This is a genomic window from Niveispirillum irakense DSM 11586, from assembly GCF_000429645.1.
Taxonomy (GTDB): domain Bacteria; phylum Pseudomonadota; class Alphaproteobacteria; order Azospirillales; family Azospirillaceae; genus Niveispirillum; species Niveispirillum irakense.
This window is the reverse complement of sequence record NZ_AUCG01000020.1, coordinates 133,688-151,169: the sequence shown is the minus strand read 5'-3', so window position 1 is coordinate 151,169 and position 17,482 is coordinate 133,688. Positions and strand designations below refer to the sequence as shown.

Genomic DNA, 17,482 nt, shown 5'->3' with positions numbered 1-17,482 from the left:
TTATCGCATGTGGCCTTCGTGGATGATGAACCTGAATTGCGGGCATTGGCGGAACTGGCGCTGGCCGTTGTTGGCGGCTTGCGGGTGACCCTGTGCGCCTCGGGCGTGGAGGCACTGCGCACCATCCCGACCTGCCGGCCGCAGATGGTATTGATGGATGCGTCCATGCCAGGACTGGATGGTCTGGCAACATTGACGGCACTGCGCGCCATGCCGGCCACGGCCACCACGCCCGTGGTCTTCATCACCGCGACCAATGATCCAGACCATTTGGCAAGCCTGAAGCGGGCGGGCGCATTGGATGTTTTGGCCAAACCTTTCGACCTGATGACCCTGTGCGCCCGCCTACGGGAGATATGGGCCGACCGGCCCCGTATCACGTCCCCTGCTGGATAAAGGGGACGGCGTCGAACAGCCGCCGTTCCGCCCCGCGCGGGTCATCGGCCAGTACGGGTTTCAGGTCCATCAGCAGGGTCTGGCGGCGCGCCAGGTCATAGGGCTCCCAGGCCGGCAGACGGGGATTGTTGGGATTGCCGGTGCGGGCGAAGGCGATGAAGCTTTCGCTCATGATATCCGCCATGGCCTGCGCCGCCGGCCCATCGCCGGACAAGGCCCCCGGTGCTGCCACATTGTCAAAAACCAGCGGGATATCCAGCGTGTGCGGGGCACCCCATTTACCGCCCTCAAGGGGGGACGCCCAATCCAGTTGATAGGCCCAGGTGGGGGCGGCCCCTGCCGGCTGCCGGGCGCGGGCCTCCAGCTCAAGCACCGCACCACGCCAGGAACGGCCTGCTGTGGTCGCGGCGAAAAACACGTCGCTGGGGCTGTAATGGGGGTAAAGACGGCGATATTCCGCGATCACTGGTTCCGGGGCGATATCCACCCGCATGGCCGGGAACAGCTTGGCCGGCAGGCTCTCCCAATCCAGGGCAAAGGTACTGGGATCGCCGCCGCCGATCAGGTTGCGGGTTTCATCGTGGGTATTGCCGATGATCATGGGGATGCCGCGGGACAGGTCCGGCGCATCGGGATAGAAGGGATGCCGCGGCAGGCCGCGCCCATCCAGGACCGGCCCCATATAAACGCCACCCGACCCGATCACCGGATCGACCGCCTTCAGCCCCGTCAGAAGCCGCTCCACCGGCACGGCACGCACGGCCTCCGCGCCGGCTTTATCGGCCATCAGGCCAAGCGTGGCCAGGAAAGCCGCCGTGCGCGCCGTGGCGTTGCGCGGGCCGGAGGCGGTGACCTGCTGCCCGCTCATGGTCGCTGCCTTGTGGAACAGGCCCCGCGCTTCAGGCATGGCCATCAAGGTCGCGATCTTCGCCCCCCCGCCGGATTGGCCGAACAGCATCACATTGCCAGGATCACCGCCGAAGGCGGCGATATTGTCGCGCACCCAGCGCAAAGCCAGGATCAGATCATGCTGGCCGGCATTGCCGCTATCGGCAAAGCGTTCATCCTCCAGCCCGCCCAGCCGGGCGAGATAAAGATAACCCCAGAGATTGAGCCGGTGGTTGAGCGTGACCACCACGACCTCGCCACGCCGCGCCAGCCGCGCCCCGTCATAGAGCGGGCTGGAGCCGGAGCCATTGGCATAGGCGCCGCCATGGATATAGACCATCACGGGCCGCTTCGCCCCCGCCCCCAGGCCCGGCGTCCAGACATTCAGGAACAGGCAATCTTCTGATACCGGCGTCTCCCGGCTGGATTGGGGGCTGGCGGCCCCATAGGTCACCGCCTCGGCGATCCCCTTCCAGGGCTGCGGCGGCAGCGGCGGCATGAAGCGGCGCGGCGCCGTATCCGCGCCATAGCGGATGCCTTTGAAATGGTGGATGCCATTGGTATCGGTCAGGCCCCGCACCTTGCCATGGGCTGTCGCTGCTACGGGACGCGAAGCCGCGAAGGCCGCGCGCGGCAGCAGCAGCCCCGCCCCGACAGCGCCCATCATTCCCAGCACAAGCCGACGCTCCATCTCATCTCCTCTCACATGATTTTATCCGGCATTCTTATTGATACCGGTGTCATATGATAACTGATCCGCTTACCGGATAAAAGGCGGGTGGCCGGCAGCCCCAAAACCGCCACATCCCCTTCCTAGCCTTGGTTCACAACAGGCTCTGTGCCCGCAACATTATCAGCTCGCCGCAACAAGCGGCGGTTTCGCGGGTTAATCAATCGGTTCAGGCTGCAAGGAGGTGGGCGTGCAGGAGGCTATTTCTCCATCCCACGAAATTTTCTCTCAGATTTTCGGCACGGATGCGCTGGATGGAAAGGCGGCAGAACCTGGCTGGGTGGTCAGGCGCACCGGCTATGACCCATTGCAAGCGCCCCGGGATGAGAGCCTGTTCGCGCTTGCCAATGGCGCGCTGGGTGTGCGCGGCGGTATCGACGAAGCCCCCTCCCAGACCGACGGCACCTTCCTGGCCGATTTTTTCGAGCAGGCGCCAATCCATTATCATGAGCGTTTCACCGGCTTTGCCAGCAATACCGACACTCGCATCCCGGTGGCCGACGGCAAGCTGATCCGCATCATCCTGGGGGATGAGCCGGTGGACATCCAGACCGGCACCCTGCTGGGCCTTTTATGCGAACTGGATATGCGCGACGGGACCATGTCCCGCATCCTGCGCTGGACCAGCCCCAAGGGCCACACGATCGAGATTGAAGGCCAGCGCCTCGTTTCCCTGGCGCAGCCGCAATTACTGGCCATCCGGTTGACCGTGCGGTCGGTTGATTATACCGGACCCGTTGCCCTGCTCTCCACCATCCAATGGGGGCGCCGGGCGGAAAAGCAGGGCGATGACCCCCGCATCGGCGTTGCCCTGGGCAAAGGCGGTGTGGACAGCCAGCCGCTGGAACAGGATGGCGTGCCGGCCGGCGTTTTCCAGCAGGCCCGTTTCTCCCGCCGGGCCCTGGTGGTCCGGCAGGCACACCGGCCGGGACCGGGGCTGACGGCCGAGCCGGTCTGGCAGACCCTGCAATCCATGGTGGAGCCGTTCCGGGGTGAGATGTCCCCCGGCGCCAGCCTGACCATCGAGAAATTCGTCGCCTATAGCGTCGCCGACCATGACGGGCCGGAAATGACCCGGGCGCTGTTTGACGAAACGGGCGGCGTGCTGGCCGCCGCCGTCGCCCAGGGCTGGGACGGTATCGCTGAACGGCAGACGCGGGAGTTGACCAAGTTCTGGGGCGATGCCGATGTGACGATTGATGGCGATGGCGCGCTTCAGCAGGCCATCCGCTTCAACCTGTTCCACCTGTTCCAGTCCACCGGCCGCACCGGCCATTCCTCCATCGCCGCCAAGGGGCTGACGGGCGAGGGCTATGAGGGCCATTATTTCTGGGATACGGAAACCTTCGTCCTGCCGGTCCTGGCCCTGACCGATCCGGGCTTGGCCCGCCGGATGCTGGAATATCGCGTCCGCACCCTGCCCCGCGCCCGCAACCATGCCCGGCTGATGGGCCATGAAATGGGCGCGCTCTATCCCTGGCGGACCATCGCCGGGGATGAATGTTCAGCCCATTATCCCACCGGATCGGCCCAGTACCACATCAATGCCGACATCGCCTTCGCCATCCGCTTTTATGAGGAAGTGACGGGCGACAGCGCCTTTCTCTACACCCATCTGGCGGAGATGCTGTTTGAAACGGCACGGATCTGGCCCCAGGTCGGCCATTTCAACGCCCGTAAAGGCGGGGCCTTCACCATCCATGAAGTGACGGGCCCGGATGAATATACCGCCCTGGTGAACAATAATTTCTACACCAACAGCATGGCGCGGGAGCATCTGGCCCATGCCGCTGACCTGTATCACCGGATGGCCCGCCACGCGCCGGATTGTCTGGCCGATCTGTCCCTGCGGATCGGGCTGTCCCCACACGAAGCGGCCCTGTGGCGGCGGGCGGCGGAGCAGATGTATCTTCCGGTTGATCCGCTCGCCGGCATTAACCCGCAGGATGATGACTTCCTGTCCAAGCCGGTCTGGGATTTCGCCAATACGCCGGCGGATAAATACCCGCTGCTGCTGCATTTCCACCCGCTGCTGATCTATCGCCATCAGGTGTGCAAACAGGCCGACGTGGTGCTGGCCCTGCTTTTATCGCACCAGAATATGCCCAAGGAGCAGAAGCGGCGGAATTACGCATATTACGAGGCGATCACGGTGCATGACAGCACCCTGTCCCCCAGCACCTTCGCCATCCTGGCGGCAGAACTGGGCGATGCCGACAAGGCCCTGACCTATTTCACGGAAACCGCGCGGGTCGACCTGGATGATCTGCATGGCAATGCCAGCCACGGCGCCCATATGGCCGCCATGGCGGGAAGCTGGCTGGGCATTGCCTGGGGATTTGGCGGCCTGCGCTGGCAAGGCGGTATTGCCCGCTTCCGGCCGACCCTGCCTGAAGGCTGGGGTCATTATGGCTTCGGCATCCTGTGGCAGGGGCGACGCCTGCGTGTCGATGTGGGTAGCGATGGCGCCACCTATCGCCTGCTTTCCGGCTATGACCTGACCATCCACCATTATGGGCGCCCGCTGGCGCTGAAGGAGGGAGACACCGTGACCCTGCCCCTGTCCCCATTCCCCCGCCCGGCCAAGGCCCTGATCTTCGACCTGGATGGCGTGCTGACCGATACGGCGGAAGGCCATTATCTGGCCTGGAAACGGCTGGCCGACGAGTTGGGCGTGCCCTTCGACCGGCACCGGAACGAGGCGTTGAAAGGGATCGACCGGGCCACCTCGCTGGAAATGATCCTGGAAGGCTCCGGCCTGTCCCTGACACGAGAGCAGAAGAAGGCCGCCACCGACCGGAAGAACGGTTATTATCAGGCGATCATCGCTGATTATACGCCCGCCGATCTGTTCGACGGCGCCCGCAACCTGATCCTGGCCGCCCGTGGTGCCGGCTTGAAGATCGGTGTCGCCTCGGCCAGTCGCAACGCACCCACGCTGCTGGACCGGCTGGGCATTGCCGATCTGCTGGATTATGTCGCCGACCCTGCTGCCGTCGCCCATCCCAAACCCGCCCCGGATATTTTCCTGGCCGTGGCCACGGCTCTGGGTATGGAACCGGTCGATTGTATCGGGATCGAGGATAGTCAGGCCGGGATCACTGCCATCAAGGCCGCCGGCATGCCAGCCATCGGCATCGGCGACCCAGCCGTACTGACAGAAGCGGATGCGGTGATCCCACATATCAAGCATTTAGGGTTGGACGACTACGCAATACCACTTGTCAGAAAATAGTTTCTGAATAAAACAGTATGCAGGATATTGATCTATGTCATGAATGATGGATTCAGCAGTATCCATTATTCTTTTTTTAACCACATACCCCCTTATCTGCATAGGCCGCAGATAAGGGGGAAATTATGCAGCTGGGTATTAAAACAAAGTTGATCGGCCTCGTGGGCATCCTCGCCTGCATGTCCTTGACCCAATCCTTAACGCAGGGCTTTTTTGCCTTGAAGGGAATGGGAACTGCGGAACAAGCATCAGAGAGCAATGGCATTTCAGCCGCAATGCTGAGTGCCGCAAGCAAACTTGCAGTGGAGCGTGGCACAACCAATGCCGCCATTGCCGCTTCACAGACCAATCCTGAGCAACGCAAGGCTGTGGAAAAGGCGCGGGCGGCTGTTGACGAAGCGCTTGCCCAAGCGCGGCTGTTGTTCCAGACGCCCAGCCCACACTCTGCCCCCTTCATCAGCGCGTTGGACGGTACAGCCACCTCGCTGCGCGAGGCACGCGCCAAGGCAACGGCAGCCATGGATGGGACCGGCCCCCGGGAGCCCGCCTTGTGGTTCGCCGATACGACCCGCATGATCGAAAGCCTGCTGGCTCAAGCCCGCCAGGGCATGGAAGGGGTGGCGCTGTCCGACGAGGCCTCCTTGCTTGAAGGCCTCACCGTCACCAGCAATCTGGCCGTGATGGCGGAACATCTGGGCCGCCAGCGCGGTCTGGTCGCGGGCATCATCGCGTCCGGCGCGCCCCCCAGCGCCCCTCAATTAACCGCCATCGGCAATGCCAGCGGCGCCATCGCCGTCAGCCTTTCCAGCGCGCAAGGCCGGGCCAAGCGGCTTGCTCCGGTTTTTGGTGAGGCGGTGACGGTGGCCGCGGCTGCCAGTGCCCAGATCGACGCGCAGTTGAAGCAGGTTCTGGCCGCCGCCGCCGCTGGCACCCCTTATCCCGTGGACAGCCAGACATGGTTCAAGTCCGCGACAACGACGATTGAAACCATCCTGCAGGCGCGGCAAAGGCTGGAAGAAACGACCGCCCTTTCCGCCAGCGCACTTCGGACCTCCCGCGCCTGGTCCCTGGCCGGTGCCAGCCTCGTCATCCTGGCCGGCCTGTTGATGGTCGGGCTTGCTGCGATCATCATTACCCGTCAAATCCTGCGTCCCTTGGCGGATCTAGGCCACGCCGTGGACCGGTTTGCGCAGGAGGATTACAGCGCCGATGTGCCCCACGCCACGCGACAGGATGAGTTGGGCGCCATGGCCCGTTCCGTTGTGGTGCTGAAACAGGCCGGGCAGGAGGCGGCGCGCCTGCGTACCGCCGAAGCCGAACAGCGCAAGGCCCGTGACCAGCGCAACGCCGCCGTGGAAAAGCTGATCGGGGAATTTGACCAGACGGCCTCACGCGCCATCCGGGAAATGTCCTCGGCCTCCACCGAGTTGGAAGCCACGGCAGCCCAGATGTCCGGCATCTCCACCGAAACGCTGCGCCAGTCGAAGGAAGCGACCGGGGCCACCCATACCGCCTCTGACAAGATCCAGGCTGTTGCGGCGGCGGCAGAGGAACTGTCCGGCTCCATCGCGGAGATCCAGCGTCAGGCCAGCCGCTCTAGCCAGTCGGCCGGGCGAACGATGGAGCAGGCCGAACAGGCCGACCATACGCTGGCCAGCCTCGCCACCGCCGCCCAGCGCATCGGCGAAGTGGTGGGGCTGATCTCCAACATCGCCGCCCAGACCAACCTGCTGGCGCTGAATGCCACGATTGAGGCCGCGCGCGCCGGGGAGGCGGGCAAGGGCTTCGCCGTGGTGGCAAGCGAGGTGAAGGCGCTGGCCACCCAGACAGCCCGCGCCACGGATGATATTACCGGACTGGTCGGTGAAATCCAGAAGGTGGCGGAACAGTCGGTTGGCGCGATCCGGCAGGTTTCCACCGCCATTGCCGGCCAGAGCCAGATCGCCGAAGAAATCGCCCATGCGGTGGAACAGCAATCCGCCGCCACATCGGAAATCGCCGGCAGCGTGTCGGACGCGGCGGGCGGCGTGGTCCAGGTGGATCAGGCCATGAGCCAGGTGACGGGTGCCGCGGAAGAAGCCGGCGAGATGTCGCGTCAGGTCTCTCTCGCCTCCTCCAGCCTCGCCCGCAACGCCACGATGCTGCAAGACGACATCGCCCGTTTCTTCGCTGCCATCCGGGCGGCGTAAAAAATAGCTCTACTAGCAGCGCCGGGGGACCGGCGCTGCCGCCCCTCACCCCAAAATCCCCGGCAAATCCAGCCCCTTATCACGCGCGCAATCCTGCGCGATGTCGTACCCGGCATCGGCATGGCGCATCACGCCGGTGGCCGGATCGTTCCACAGCACCCGTTCCAGGCGCTTGGCAGCCTCTTGCGTGCCGTCGGCGACGATCACCATGCCGCTATGCTGGGAAAAGCCCATGCCCACGCCGCCGCCATGGTGCAGCGACACCCAGGTCGCCCCCGATGCCGTGTTCAGCAGCGCGTTCAGCAAGGGCCAGTCGGACACGGCATCCGAACCATCCTGCATCGCCTCCGTCTCCCGGTTGGGCGACGCGACGGAACCGCTGTCCAGATGGTCGCGGCCAATCACCACCGGGGCCTTCAATTCACCCTTGGCCACCATCTCATTGAAGGCCAGCCCCAGCCGGTGGCGGTCGCCCAAACCCACCCAGCAGATGCGGGCCGGCAGGCCCTGGAACTTGATCTTTTCCCGCGCCATGTCCAGCCAGTGATGCAGGTGGGCATTATCGGGCAGCAGCTCCTTTACCTTCTGGTCGGTCTTGTAAATATCCTCCGGGTCGCCGGACAGGGCTGCCCAGCGGAACGGGCCGATGCCGCGGCAGAACAGCGGGCGGATATAGGCCGGCACGAAGCCGGGGAAGGCGAAGGCATCCGCCACGCCCTCTTCCAGCGCCATCTGGCGGATGTTATTGCCGTAATCCAGCGTCGGCACGCCTTCCTTCCAGAAATCCAGCATGGCGCGCACCTGTTCGGCCATGCTGGCGCGCGCGGCGCGTTCCACCGCCTTCGGGTCGCTTTCGCGGCCCTTGGCCCATTGGTCCAGCGTCCAGCCGCGCGGCAGATAGCCGTTGATCGGGTCGTGGGCGGAGGTCTGGTCCGTCACCGCATCGGGCCGCACGCCCCGGCGCACCAGTTCCGGGAACACATCCGCCGCATTGCCCTGCAGGCCGACGGAGAGGGGTTTTTTGTCGGCGCAGGATTGGGCGATGAGGGCAAGCGCCTCATCCAGATTGTCGGTGGCGCGGTCCAGATAGCCGGTGCGCAGGCGCATATCAATGCGCGACGGCTGGCATTCCACCGCCAGACAGGAGGCCCCCGCCATCACGGCGGCCAGCGGCTGCGCCCCGCCCATGCCGCCCAAGCCGCCGGTGAGAATCCAGCGCCCGGCAAGGCTGCCGCCATAATGGCGCCGCCCCACCTCCACAAACGTCTCATAGGTGCCCTGGACGATGCCCTGGGTGCCGATATAGATCCAGCTTCCCGCCGTCATCTGGCCATACATCATCAGGCCCTTGGCATCCAATTCGTGGAACTTGTCCCAGTTGGCCCAATGGGGGACGAGGTTGGAATTGGCGATCAGCACGCGCGGCGCATCGGCATGGGTGCGGAACACGCCCACCGGCTTGCCGGATTGCACCAGCAGGGTCTGGTCATCCTCCAGCTTTGTCAGCGCCGCGACAATGCGGTCAAAGCTCTGCCAGTCGCGCGCCGCCCGGCCGATCCCGCCATAGACCACCAGTTCCTCGGGCCGTTCGGCCACGTCCGGGTCCAGGTTGTTCATCAACATGCGCAAGGCCGCTTCGGTCTGCCAGCTTTTGGCGCTGCGGGTGCTGCCATGGGCGGCCTTGATGCGGCGGGAATTGTCGATACGGTTCATGTCCTGTCCCCTTCAAGCGCCCAGTCGCGGCAGATGGTGAGAATGTGGGTCAAGGCCGACACCATCGGTGCGGCATAGGCGGGATCAAAGGCGGGTGGCCAGTTGGTTGCATCCAGCGGCCAGGCTGGTTCCGCCAGATAGCCCCGGCAGGCCAGTTCCATCTGCACCCCATGCACGCCATTGGCGGGCTGGCCGTAATGGCGGGTGATATAGCCGCCCTTGAAGCGGCCATTGCTGACGCGGCTGAACTGTGTGACGTCGCACGCCCGCTCCACTGCCGCCTGCAGGGCGGGGGCGCAGGCGGTGCCGCTGTTGGTGCCGATATTGAAATGCGGCAGATCGCCGTCGAACAGGCGCGGCACGCGGGAGCGGATGGAATGGCAATCATACAGCACGACGCTTGGGTGCTGGGCGCGCAGGCGGGCGATCTCGGTTGCCAGGGCTGCGTGATAGGGCGTGTGGTAGAGGGTGCGGCGGTGGGCCAATTCTGCCGCATCCGGTTCCTGGCCGGGACGGTAGAGCGGTTCGCCGTCGAAGCTGGTCAGCGGGCAAAGGTCGGTGGTGGCTTGGCCAGGATAGAGCGATGCGCCATCGGGCGGGCGGTTCATGTCGATCACCGTCCGCGAAATGCGGGTGCGGATAATGGTGACGCCCAGGTCGGCGGCGAAGGCGTAGAGGTCCGCCACATGCCAATCCGCATCCTTGCGCGCCAGCCAGGGATCGGCCAGGGCGGGCGCGATATCATCGGGAATATCGGTGCCGGCATGGGGGATGGACAGGATCAGCGGGGCGGTGCCACGGGTGATGTCCAGCCAGGGATGGGGTTGGGGCATGGGGTGGTTCCTCATTCTTCTGCCCTCTGCTCTCCCGTCATTCCCGCGAAGGCGGGAATCCATCAAACGCTTCCAGCAGAAGAGGGGGGGCAAGTGGGGCCGTCGTTTGGATTCCCGCCTTCGCGGGAATGACGGTTAACTATTCGGAAAACCTGAGAAATCTTGGATAGGTAAGAGGTTAAGGCGGTATCGCCGCCCCCTCACCCCACCGCCGGCAACCCATCCACCGCCGCCACCAAAGCCCCATCGCGCACCAGCCCCAAGGCCGCCTGAATATCCGCGTGGAAATAGCGATCTGCCGCCAGCGTCGGCACAGCCGCCCGCAGCCGAGCGCGGGCGGCTTCCAGCACGGCACTGCTGGTCAGCGGCGCATGGAAATCGCAGCCCTGCGCCGCTGCCAGCCATTCAATCGCAATCACGGCAAAGCCGTTTTCCGCCATCGCCAGCAAGCGCCGCGCCCCGTGCGCCGCCATGGAGACATGGTCTTCCTGGTTGGCGGAGGTGGGGATGCTGTCCACGCTGGCGGGATATGCCCGCTGCTTGTTCTCCGACACCAGGGCCGCCGCCGTCACCTGCGGGATCATGAAGCCGGAATTCAGGCCCGGCTTCGGCGTCAGGAAGGCCGGCAGGCCGGACAAAGCGGGATCCACCAGCATGGCGACGCGCCGTTCGGACAGGCTGCCGATCTCACAGATCGCCATGGCCACCATGTCGGCGGCAAAGGCCACCGGTTCGGCATGGAAATTCCCGCCGGACAGCACGCTGTCATCCTCGGCAAAGACCAGCGGATTGTCGGAAACGGCATTGGCCTCAATCAACAAGGTGCGCGCCGCCTGCCGCAGCAGGTCCAGGGCCGCACCCATCACCTGCGGCTGGCAGCGCAGGCAATAGGGGTCTTGCACCCGCACATCATTATCGCGGTGGCTGTCGCGGATGGCGGAGTTCGCCATCAGGCGGCGCAGCGTATCCGCCACGTCGATCTGTCCCTGATGGCCGCGCAGGGTATGGATACGCGGGTCGAACGGCGTGTCGGAACCCTTGGCGGCTTCCGTCGACAGGGCCCCTGTCACCAAGGCGCTTTGCAGCAGCCTTTCCGCCTCAAACAGCCCGGCGAGCGCATAGGCGGTGGAAAACTGCGTGCCGTTCAGCAGCGCCAAGCCTTCCTTCGGGCCCAGCAGTAAGGGCGACAGGCCAGCCGCGGCCAGCGCCGGGGCAGCCGGCTGGCGCAGGCCCTTCACCATCACCTCGCCATGGCCGATCATGGCCGCGGCCATATGTGACAGGGGGGCCAGATCGCCCGAGGCCCCGACAGAGCCCTGGGCCGGCACAACGGGCAAAATCCCCTTGGCCAGCATGGATTCCAGCAGGGTCAGCACCGCCACCCGCACGCCCGATGCACCGACGCCCAGGCTGGCCAGTTTCAGCGCCATCATCAGCCGCAGCACATTTTCCGGCATCGGCTCACCTACGCCGGCAGCGTGGCTCAACACGATATTGCGCTGCAATTCCGCCAGATCGGCGTCGGCAATGCGGACAGAGGCCAGCTTGCCGAAGCCGGTATTCACGCCATAGACGGGTTCCCCCTTGGCGATGATGCGGCGGATGGTGTCGGCCCCGCGCTGCACTTGGGCATGGCAGGCCGGGTCCAGCATCGGGACCGCCCCCTGATAAATCGCCCGCCACTGATCCAGGCTGACGGCACCGGGGGTGAGGGTCAGTGTGGTACGCATCATTTTCCCCTGAAAATACGTGCATGTAGCGGGTTGAAACCCATGCGGTAGACAAGTTCCGCCGGTCGTTCGATATCCCAGATGGCAAGGTCGCATTCCTTGCCGGCCTCCAGCGTACCCACGCTGTCCAGCCGGCCGAGCGCCTGGGCGGCGTGGCTTGTGACGCCCAGCAGGCACTCCTCCACCGACAGGCGGAACAGGGTCGCCCCCATATTCATCGCCAGCAGCAGGGAGGTCAGCGGGGCGGTGCCGGGGTTGCAGTCGGTGGCCAGCGCCATCACCACGCCATGGCGGCGGAACAGGTCGATCGGCGGCAGCTTGGTGTCACGGGTGAAGTAAAACGCCCCCGGCAGCATCACCGCCACCGTGTTGGCCTGCGCCATGGCGCGCACGGCCCCTTCATCCACATGTTCGAGATGGTCGGCGGACAGGGCCCCGAGCGAGGCCGCCAGGGCCGCGCCCTGCAGGTTGGATAATTGTTCGGCGTGCAGCTTGATGGCGAGCCCCTGGGTTTTCGCGGCATGAAAGACGCGACGCACCTGAGACAGCGAAAAGCCGATGCCTTCACAGAACCCATCCACCGAATCGGCCAAGCCTTGCGCGGCCACGGCGGGGATCATCTTGCGGCAGACCAGATCAATATAGGCGTCATGGTCATCGGCAAATTCCGGCGGCACGGCATGGGCGCCCAGGAAGGTGGTGGCGATGCTGACCGGCCGGGCAGCGGCCAGGGCGCGGGCAGCGCGCAGCATTTTCAGCTCATCCACCAGGGACAGGCCATAGCCGGATTTCACCTCAACCGTCGTTACCCCTTCGGCCAGCAGCGCATCCAGGCGGGGGATTGTCTGGCGGATCAATTCCGCCTCATCCGCCGCGCGGGTGGCGCGCATGGTGGAGACGATGCCGCCGCCGGCACGGGCAATTTCCTCGTAGGTAGCACCCTTCAGGCGCAGTTCAAATTCATGCGCGCGGTCGCCGGCATGGACCAGATGGGTGTGACAATCGATCAGGCCGGGGGTGATCCAACGCCCCTGGCAATCCGTCACAGTAACGGGGTTGAGGGCGGGGGCATCGCTGGCCGGGCCAGCATAGAGGATACGGCCATCGCGGGCGGCGATGATGCCATCCTCCACGATCCCCAACCCGCCCAGATCGGCGCGCATACTGGCCAGACGGGCGTTCTTCCACAGATGATCAGCCGGTATCATGCGCGCTGGTTGCTCCCTGGGTTGTTTTTTCCGGCCATACCAAATTCAGAGGCCAGCCTTCTTCGTATCTGCCTTCCCCGCGAAAGCGGGGAACCAGGGGCCACCTCCACCCACGCTTCAGCGCCCTTGGCCCCTGGACCCCCGCTTCCGCGGGGGAGGCAGGTGGAGCGAAGCGGAAGCCGACCGGAATACCGTCGGCGAAATAAAGACGACACGCCCTGAAATCCTCACATCCCTTTTATGTCTATACATTATTAATGTCTATACATTATCCTCACCCCCACCCAAGAATTCTCACCCCAAGGAACCCTGCGCCGTGACCCACGCCCTCTGGTTTCGCCATGCCCTGCTTCCCACCGGCTGGGCCGAACAGGTGCGGCTGGAACTGGCGGCGGGCGTCATCACCAGCGTGGCGACCAACACCCCGCCGCAGCCAAATGATGAGCGTCACGCCATCGCCCTGCCGGGCCTGCCCAACCTGCACAGCCACGCCTTTCAGCGCGGCATGGCCGGGCTGGCGGAGGTGCGGGGGCCATCGGCGGATAGTTTCTGGACCTGGCGGGAGGTGATGTATCGCTTCGCCCACCGCATCGGGCCGGCGGAGATGCAGTCCATTGCCGCCATGGCTTTTGTGGAGATGCTGGAAAGCGGCTTCACCCGCGTGGGCGAATTCCACTACATCCACCATGCGCCGGACGGTACGCCCTATGCCGATCTGGCGGAAATGGGCGCGCGGCTGGCGGCGGCGGCGGATGAAACCGGCATCGCCCTGACCCTGCTGCCGGTGCTGTACCATTGCGGCGGGTTCGGTGGTCAGCCGACAGGCGACGGCCAGCGCCGTTTCGTCAACCGGCCGGACCTGTTCGGCCTGCTGGTTTCTGCTTCCCGCCGGGCCGTCGGCTTTCTGCCCGATGGCGTGGTGGGCGTGGCGCCGCATTCGCTGCGCGCGGTCACGCCGGACAGCCTGTCCCTGGCGGTATCCCAGGCGCAGGGCGGACCGATCCATATCCATATCGCCGAGCAGATGCGGGAGGTGGAAGATTGCGTGGCGTGGTCCAGCCAGCGTCCGGTGGATTGGCTGCTCCGCCACATGCCGGTAAACGATCAATGGTGCCTGGTCCACGCCACCCACATGGATCGCTGCGAAACACAACGGCTGGCCCATAGCGGCGCCGTGGCCGGTCTATGTCCGATCACCGAGGCCAATCTGGGCGATGGGCTGTTTAATGCCGGTGACTTTCTGGCCGAGGGCGGTCGCATCGGCATCGGGTCGGACAGTAACGTCCTGATTGATGCGGCCGGGGAATTGCGGCTGCTGGAATATGGCCAGCGCCTGACGCACCGGGGTCGCAACATGCTGGCGATGGATAAAGGCTCCACCGGGCGCCGCCTGTTTGATGCGGCCCTGGCCGGTGGCACGCAGGCGCTTGGGCAAAAGCGGGTCGGCCTTGTACCCGGCGCGGCGGCGGATTTGTTCAGCCTGAAAGCCGACCATCCCAGCCTTGTTGCCCGCCGGGGGGATGCGCTGCTGGACGGGTTCATCTTCGCCGGGCGATCCATGGTGGACGGGGTTTGGCGACGCGGGCGGCGCGTGGTAAGCGATGGCCGCCATCATGCGCGCGACACCGTCACCGTCCGCTTCGCCAAAACGCTGGAGAGCCTTCTGTCATGAGTCTCGCCGAGAGCGGCACCGTCCCCCTGCACCAGCGGATCCGCGCCGAGATTGAGGGCATGATCCTGTCCGGCCAGTTGCGGCCCGGCGACCGCATCCCGGTGGAGCATGAATTGATGGCGCGCTATGGCTGCGCCCGGATGACCGTGAACAAGGCGCTCTCCGCCCTGGTGGAAGCCGGCTTGATCGAACGGCGCAAGCGTGCCGGCACCTTCGTCTCCCGCCCGCAAATCCACATGGCGGCGCTGGCGATCCCCGACATCAAGGCGGAGATTACCGGCCGGGGGCAGGTCTACCGCTATGAATTGCTCTCACGCGGCATCATCGCCGCCACGGACGGAGACCCGGTGCGCCTGGGCCTGCCCCCCGGTTCCCGGCTTCTGCATCTGACCTGCCGGCATCTGGCCGACAATGTGCCCTTTGCGCTGGAAGAACGCTGGATCAATCTGGCCGCGGTACCGGAAGCGGCGACGGCCGATTTCGCCACTGTGCCGCCCGGCTCCTGGTTGCTGGCCCATGTGCCCTGGCACGAAGCGGAACATCGCATCAAGGCTGCGGCTGCCGGCCCGCACGGCGCTGCCCTGGCCCTGGCTGAACAATCGCCCTGTCTGGTGCTGGAGCGTCGAACCTGGCGGCAGGGCGATGGCGCGGACGGGGAGCCTGTCACCTATGTCCGACAGGTATTTCCCGGAGATGGCTTCGACCTGATTGCGCGTTTCACCGGTTCTTGAGGCCGGTTGAAAGCTGCGGCTCGTCCGTATGCGGCAAGATCGCTGCCAGGGCGGCCAGCAGATTGTCCCGGCGGATCGGCTTGGCGAGGAAGTCCTGCATCCCGGCATCAATGCATTGCTGGCGGATATCGGGGGTCACTGCCGCCGTCAGCGCCACAATGGGCACAGACCCGGCAGGGTCGGGCAATGCCCGGATGGCCCGCGCTGCCGCCAGCCCGTCCATCCCCGGCATGAAAAGATCCATCAGCACGACATCCACAGGCCGGAAGGAGAGGATTTCCAGCGCTTCCTGCCCATCGGCAGCATGGATCACCTGCAACCCGTTGCCGACAAGCAGTTCTGTGGTGACGTAGCGGTTGATCTCATCATCCTCCAGCAGCAGAACCGCCGCCCCGGCAAAGCCGGGCTCCGGCTGATCCCCGCCCCGTCCTGGCGAGCGCAAGGCGGGCTGCCGGGTTGGCAGCAGGGGGAGCGTGACGGTAAAATTGCTGCCGCGTCCCGCCTCGCTGCGAACGGTAATGTCACCACCCATCATGAGCGCCAGTTGGCGCGCGATCGCCAGCCCCAGCCCGGCGCCACCGAACTTGCGGGTATTGGTGCCATCGGCCTGGATGAAGGGTTGAAAGATACCCTCCAGCTTGTCTGCCGGAATGCCCACACCCGTATCCGTGATACTGAAGCGGAGCCATACCGGGGCAGGATGACCCAGCCCGGTATCAGGCGGCGGCGGGGCCGCGGCGGGGGCCGGGATGACCGCGATATTGAACGTGATACCGCCCCGGTCGGTGAACTTCACCGCATTGCCCAGAAGATTGCCCACTATCTGGCGCAGACGGCGGGCATCGGTCAGCACCAGGGGCGGCACCGGGCCTTCCCATGACAGGTCCAGCCTGAGCCCTTTCTGCGCGACGCGGTGACCCACCGCCGTCGCCACATCATGGATCAGTTCACGTAAATCCGTCGGCGTGGAGGCAATTTCCAGCCGCCCGGCTTCCAGCCGGGCCATGTCCAGCACATCATCGACCAGGGTCAACAGGGACCTGCTGGAACTTTCCATCACCTGCAGCAGCCGGGCCTGGGCCGCATTCAGCCCATGGGCATCCAATATCTGCAAACAGCCCTGGATGGCATTGATGGGGGTGCGAATCTCATGGCTGATCGTGGCCAGGAATTCCGACTTGGCACGGTCGGCTTCCAGGGCGCGGTGCGCCGCGGCGGCCAGTTCCTCCCGCCCCGCCTGTGCCTGCCGGATCAGGCGCCGGCATCCGGCAATTACCCCGCCCATCGCCAGCGCCGTGATGATGAAGGGCTGGATCATCAGCAGGACCTGCCCCCCCACTGTGGCAATGCTGAACGGTGTGCGGGGCTGTTCCACCAGCACATGACCGAGATAGAACCCGTTCCCGATGAAAACAGTCAGGAAAGCGCCCAGCATCAACCCTTCCGCAATGCCGAACCGCTTCACACGCGCCAGGGCCAGCAGGGCGGCAAGGGCAGCAGCCTGCACATAGCCACTGTTCAACAATTCCCGCAGCACGGTATCGCCACGGTTAAGCGCGATGGCCGTCATGCACAGCGTAAAGAGAATGCCGAATGCCCAGCGACGCCAGCGCAAGGCGCGCCCGGTGTAACGCGCCATCCCATCCGCCATCAAAAAGACGCCGATATTGAACAGCACATCGCCTGTCAGCGCGACGGCCCCCGACAGAAGGGAAAAGGGCGGCTGCGGCAGAACCGCAAGCGGCATGGCGATGGCGCCGGAGAACAGGGCAATTGCCCAGGACAAGGCATAACGTTCCGTCCGCCCGTGCCACCAGATGGTGGCAAGCGCCGTCGCAGCCCCCAGAAGGGTCGCGATGTTAACCAAAAGGACGGAAAGCGTCAGTGTCATCGTGCAGGTCTGGGATCGCTTTGTCTAAAACACTAGATTGTACAGGGCCATTATATCGCACCATCAAACAAAGAGATACAATCATCCGAAAGAAAGCCCTTATGCATAAAACGGTCTATTTTAAAGCACCATGTGAATAGCATGTTAATATGAATACATTAACATTGCTCTTCATGCAAAGACTTGCAATGACTTGCAAAAGCAAGATTGTTAGCCGCACAAAGCCATAGCATCCATAAGAAGCAGGTAACAGCCTGGAAAAACCG

The 17,482-nt window shown here is 64.6% G+C and carries 11 protein-coding genes; 5 read left to right on the top strand and 6 right to left on the bottom strand.

The window, feature by feature from the left end; genetic code table 11:
• Positions 1-18: 18 nt before the first annotated feature.
• Positions 19-396 carry a response regulator gene (locus G473_RS0107840; protein ID WP_210163251.1) on the top strand — a complete coding sequence of 126 codons (378 nt, stop codon included), beginning with the start codon at positions 19-21 and terminating at the stop codon, positions 394-396.
• Here the strand turns inward: G473_RS0107840 and G473_RS0107835 are convergent.
• Positions 377-1,975 carry a carboxylesterase/lipase family protein gene (locus tag G473_RS0107835; RefSeq protein WP_029012643.1) on the bottom strand — a complete coding sequence of 533 codons (1,599 nt, stop codon included), beginning with the start codon at positions 1,973-1,975 and terminating at the stop codon, positions 377-379. The genes G473_RS0107840 and G473_RS0107835 overlap by 20 nt on opposite strands.
• A 229-nt stretch (positions 1,976-2,204) precedes the next feature.
• Between G473_RS0107835 and pgmB the strand changes: the two genes are divergently transcribed.
• A complete protein-coding gene (pgmB, locus tag G473_RS30985) occupies positions 2,205-5,249 on the top strand; it encodes a beta-phosphoglucomutase (protein WP_245580010.1) in 3,045 nt (1,014 codons plus the stop codon).
• 275 nt (positions 5,250-5,524) lie between these two features.
• Positions 5,525-7,438, top strand: coding sequence for a methyl-accepting chemotaxis protein (locus tag G473_RS29100; RefSeq protein ID WP_161630956.1), 1,914 nt, complete (start codon positions 5,525-5,527; stop codon positions 7,436-7,438).
• 45 nt (positions 7,439-7,483) lie between these two features.
• Here the strand turns inward: G473_RS29100 and hutU are convergent, their stop codons facing one another.
• From hutU to hutI, 4 genes are all read right to left on the bottom strand, one after another.
• Complete coding sequence (gene hutU, locus G473_RS0107820) at positions 7,484-9,151, bottom strand: urocanate hydratase (protein ID WP_029012642.1); 1,668 nt, start codon at positions 9,149-9,151, stop codon at positions 7,484-7,486.
• Positions 9,148-9,984, bottom strand: coding sequence for an N-formylglutamate deformylase (hutG, locus tag G473_RS0107815; RefSeq protein ID WP_035706013.1), 837 nt, complete (start codon positions 9,982-9,984; stop codon positions 9,148-9,150). Before hutG ends, hutU begins: the two co-directional genes overlap by 4 nt.
• Positions 9,985-10,184: 200 nt before the next feature.
• Complete coding sequence (gene hutH, locus G473_RS0107810) at positions 10,185-11,714, bottom strand: histidine ammonia-lyase (protein ID WP_035706010.1); 1,530 nt, start codon at positions 11,712-11,714, stop codon at positions 10,185-10,187.
• On the bottom strand, positions 11,714-12,922 hold the full coding sequence (gene hutI / locus G473_RS0107805; protein ID WP_029012639.1) for an imidazolonepropionase: 1,209 nt from the start codon (positions 12,920-12,922) through the stop codon (positions 11,714-11,716). Before hutI ends, hutH begins: the two co-directional genes overlap by 1 nt.
• A 316-nt stretch (positions 12,923-13,238) precedes the next feature.
• Between hutI and G473_RS0107800 the strand changes: the two genes are divergently transcribed.
• Positions 13,239-14,594, top strand: a complete 1,356-nt coding sequence (locus G473_RS0107800; protein ID WP_029012638.1) for a formimidoylglutamate deiminase — start codon at positions 13,239-13,241, stop codon at positions 14,592-14,594.
• Positions 14,591-15,325, top strand: coding sequence for a histidine utilization transcriptional repressor HutC (gene hutC, locus G473_RS0107795; RefSeq protein ID WP_029012637.1), 735 nt, complete (start codon positions 14,591-14,593; stop codon positions 15,323-15,325). The genes G473_RS0107800 and hutC overlap by 4 nt, the downstream gene beginning before the upstream one ends.
• Here hutC and G473_RS29095 read toward each other — a convergent pair.
• Positions 15,312-17,216 (bottom strand): ATP-binding protein, encoded by a 1,905-nt coding sequence (locus G473_RS29095; protein ID WP_051330009.1) that lies wholly within the window; start codon positions 17,214-17,216, stop codon positions 15,312-15,314. The two genes, hutC and G473_RS29095, sit on opposite strands and share 14 nt — an antisense overlap.
• Positions 17,217-17,482 lie beyond the last annotated feature (266 nt).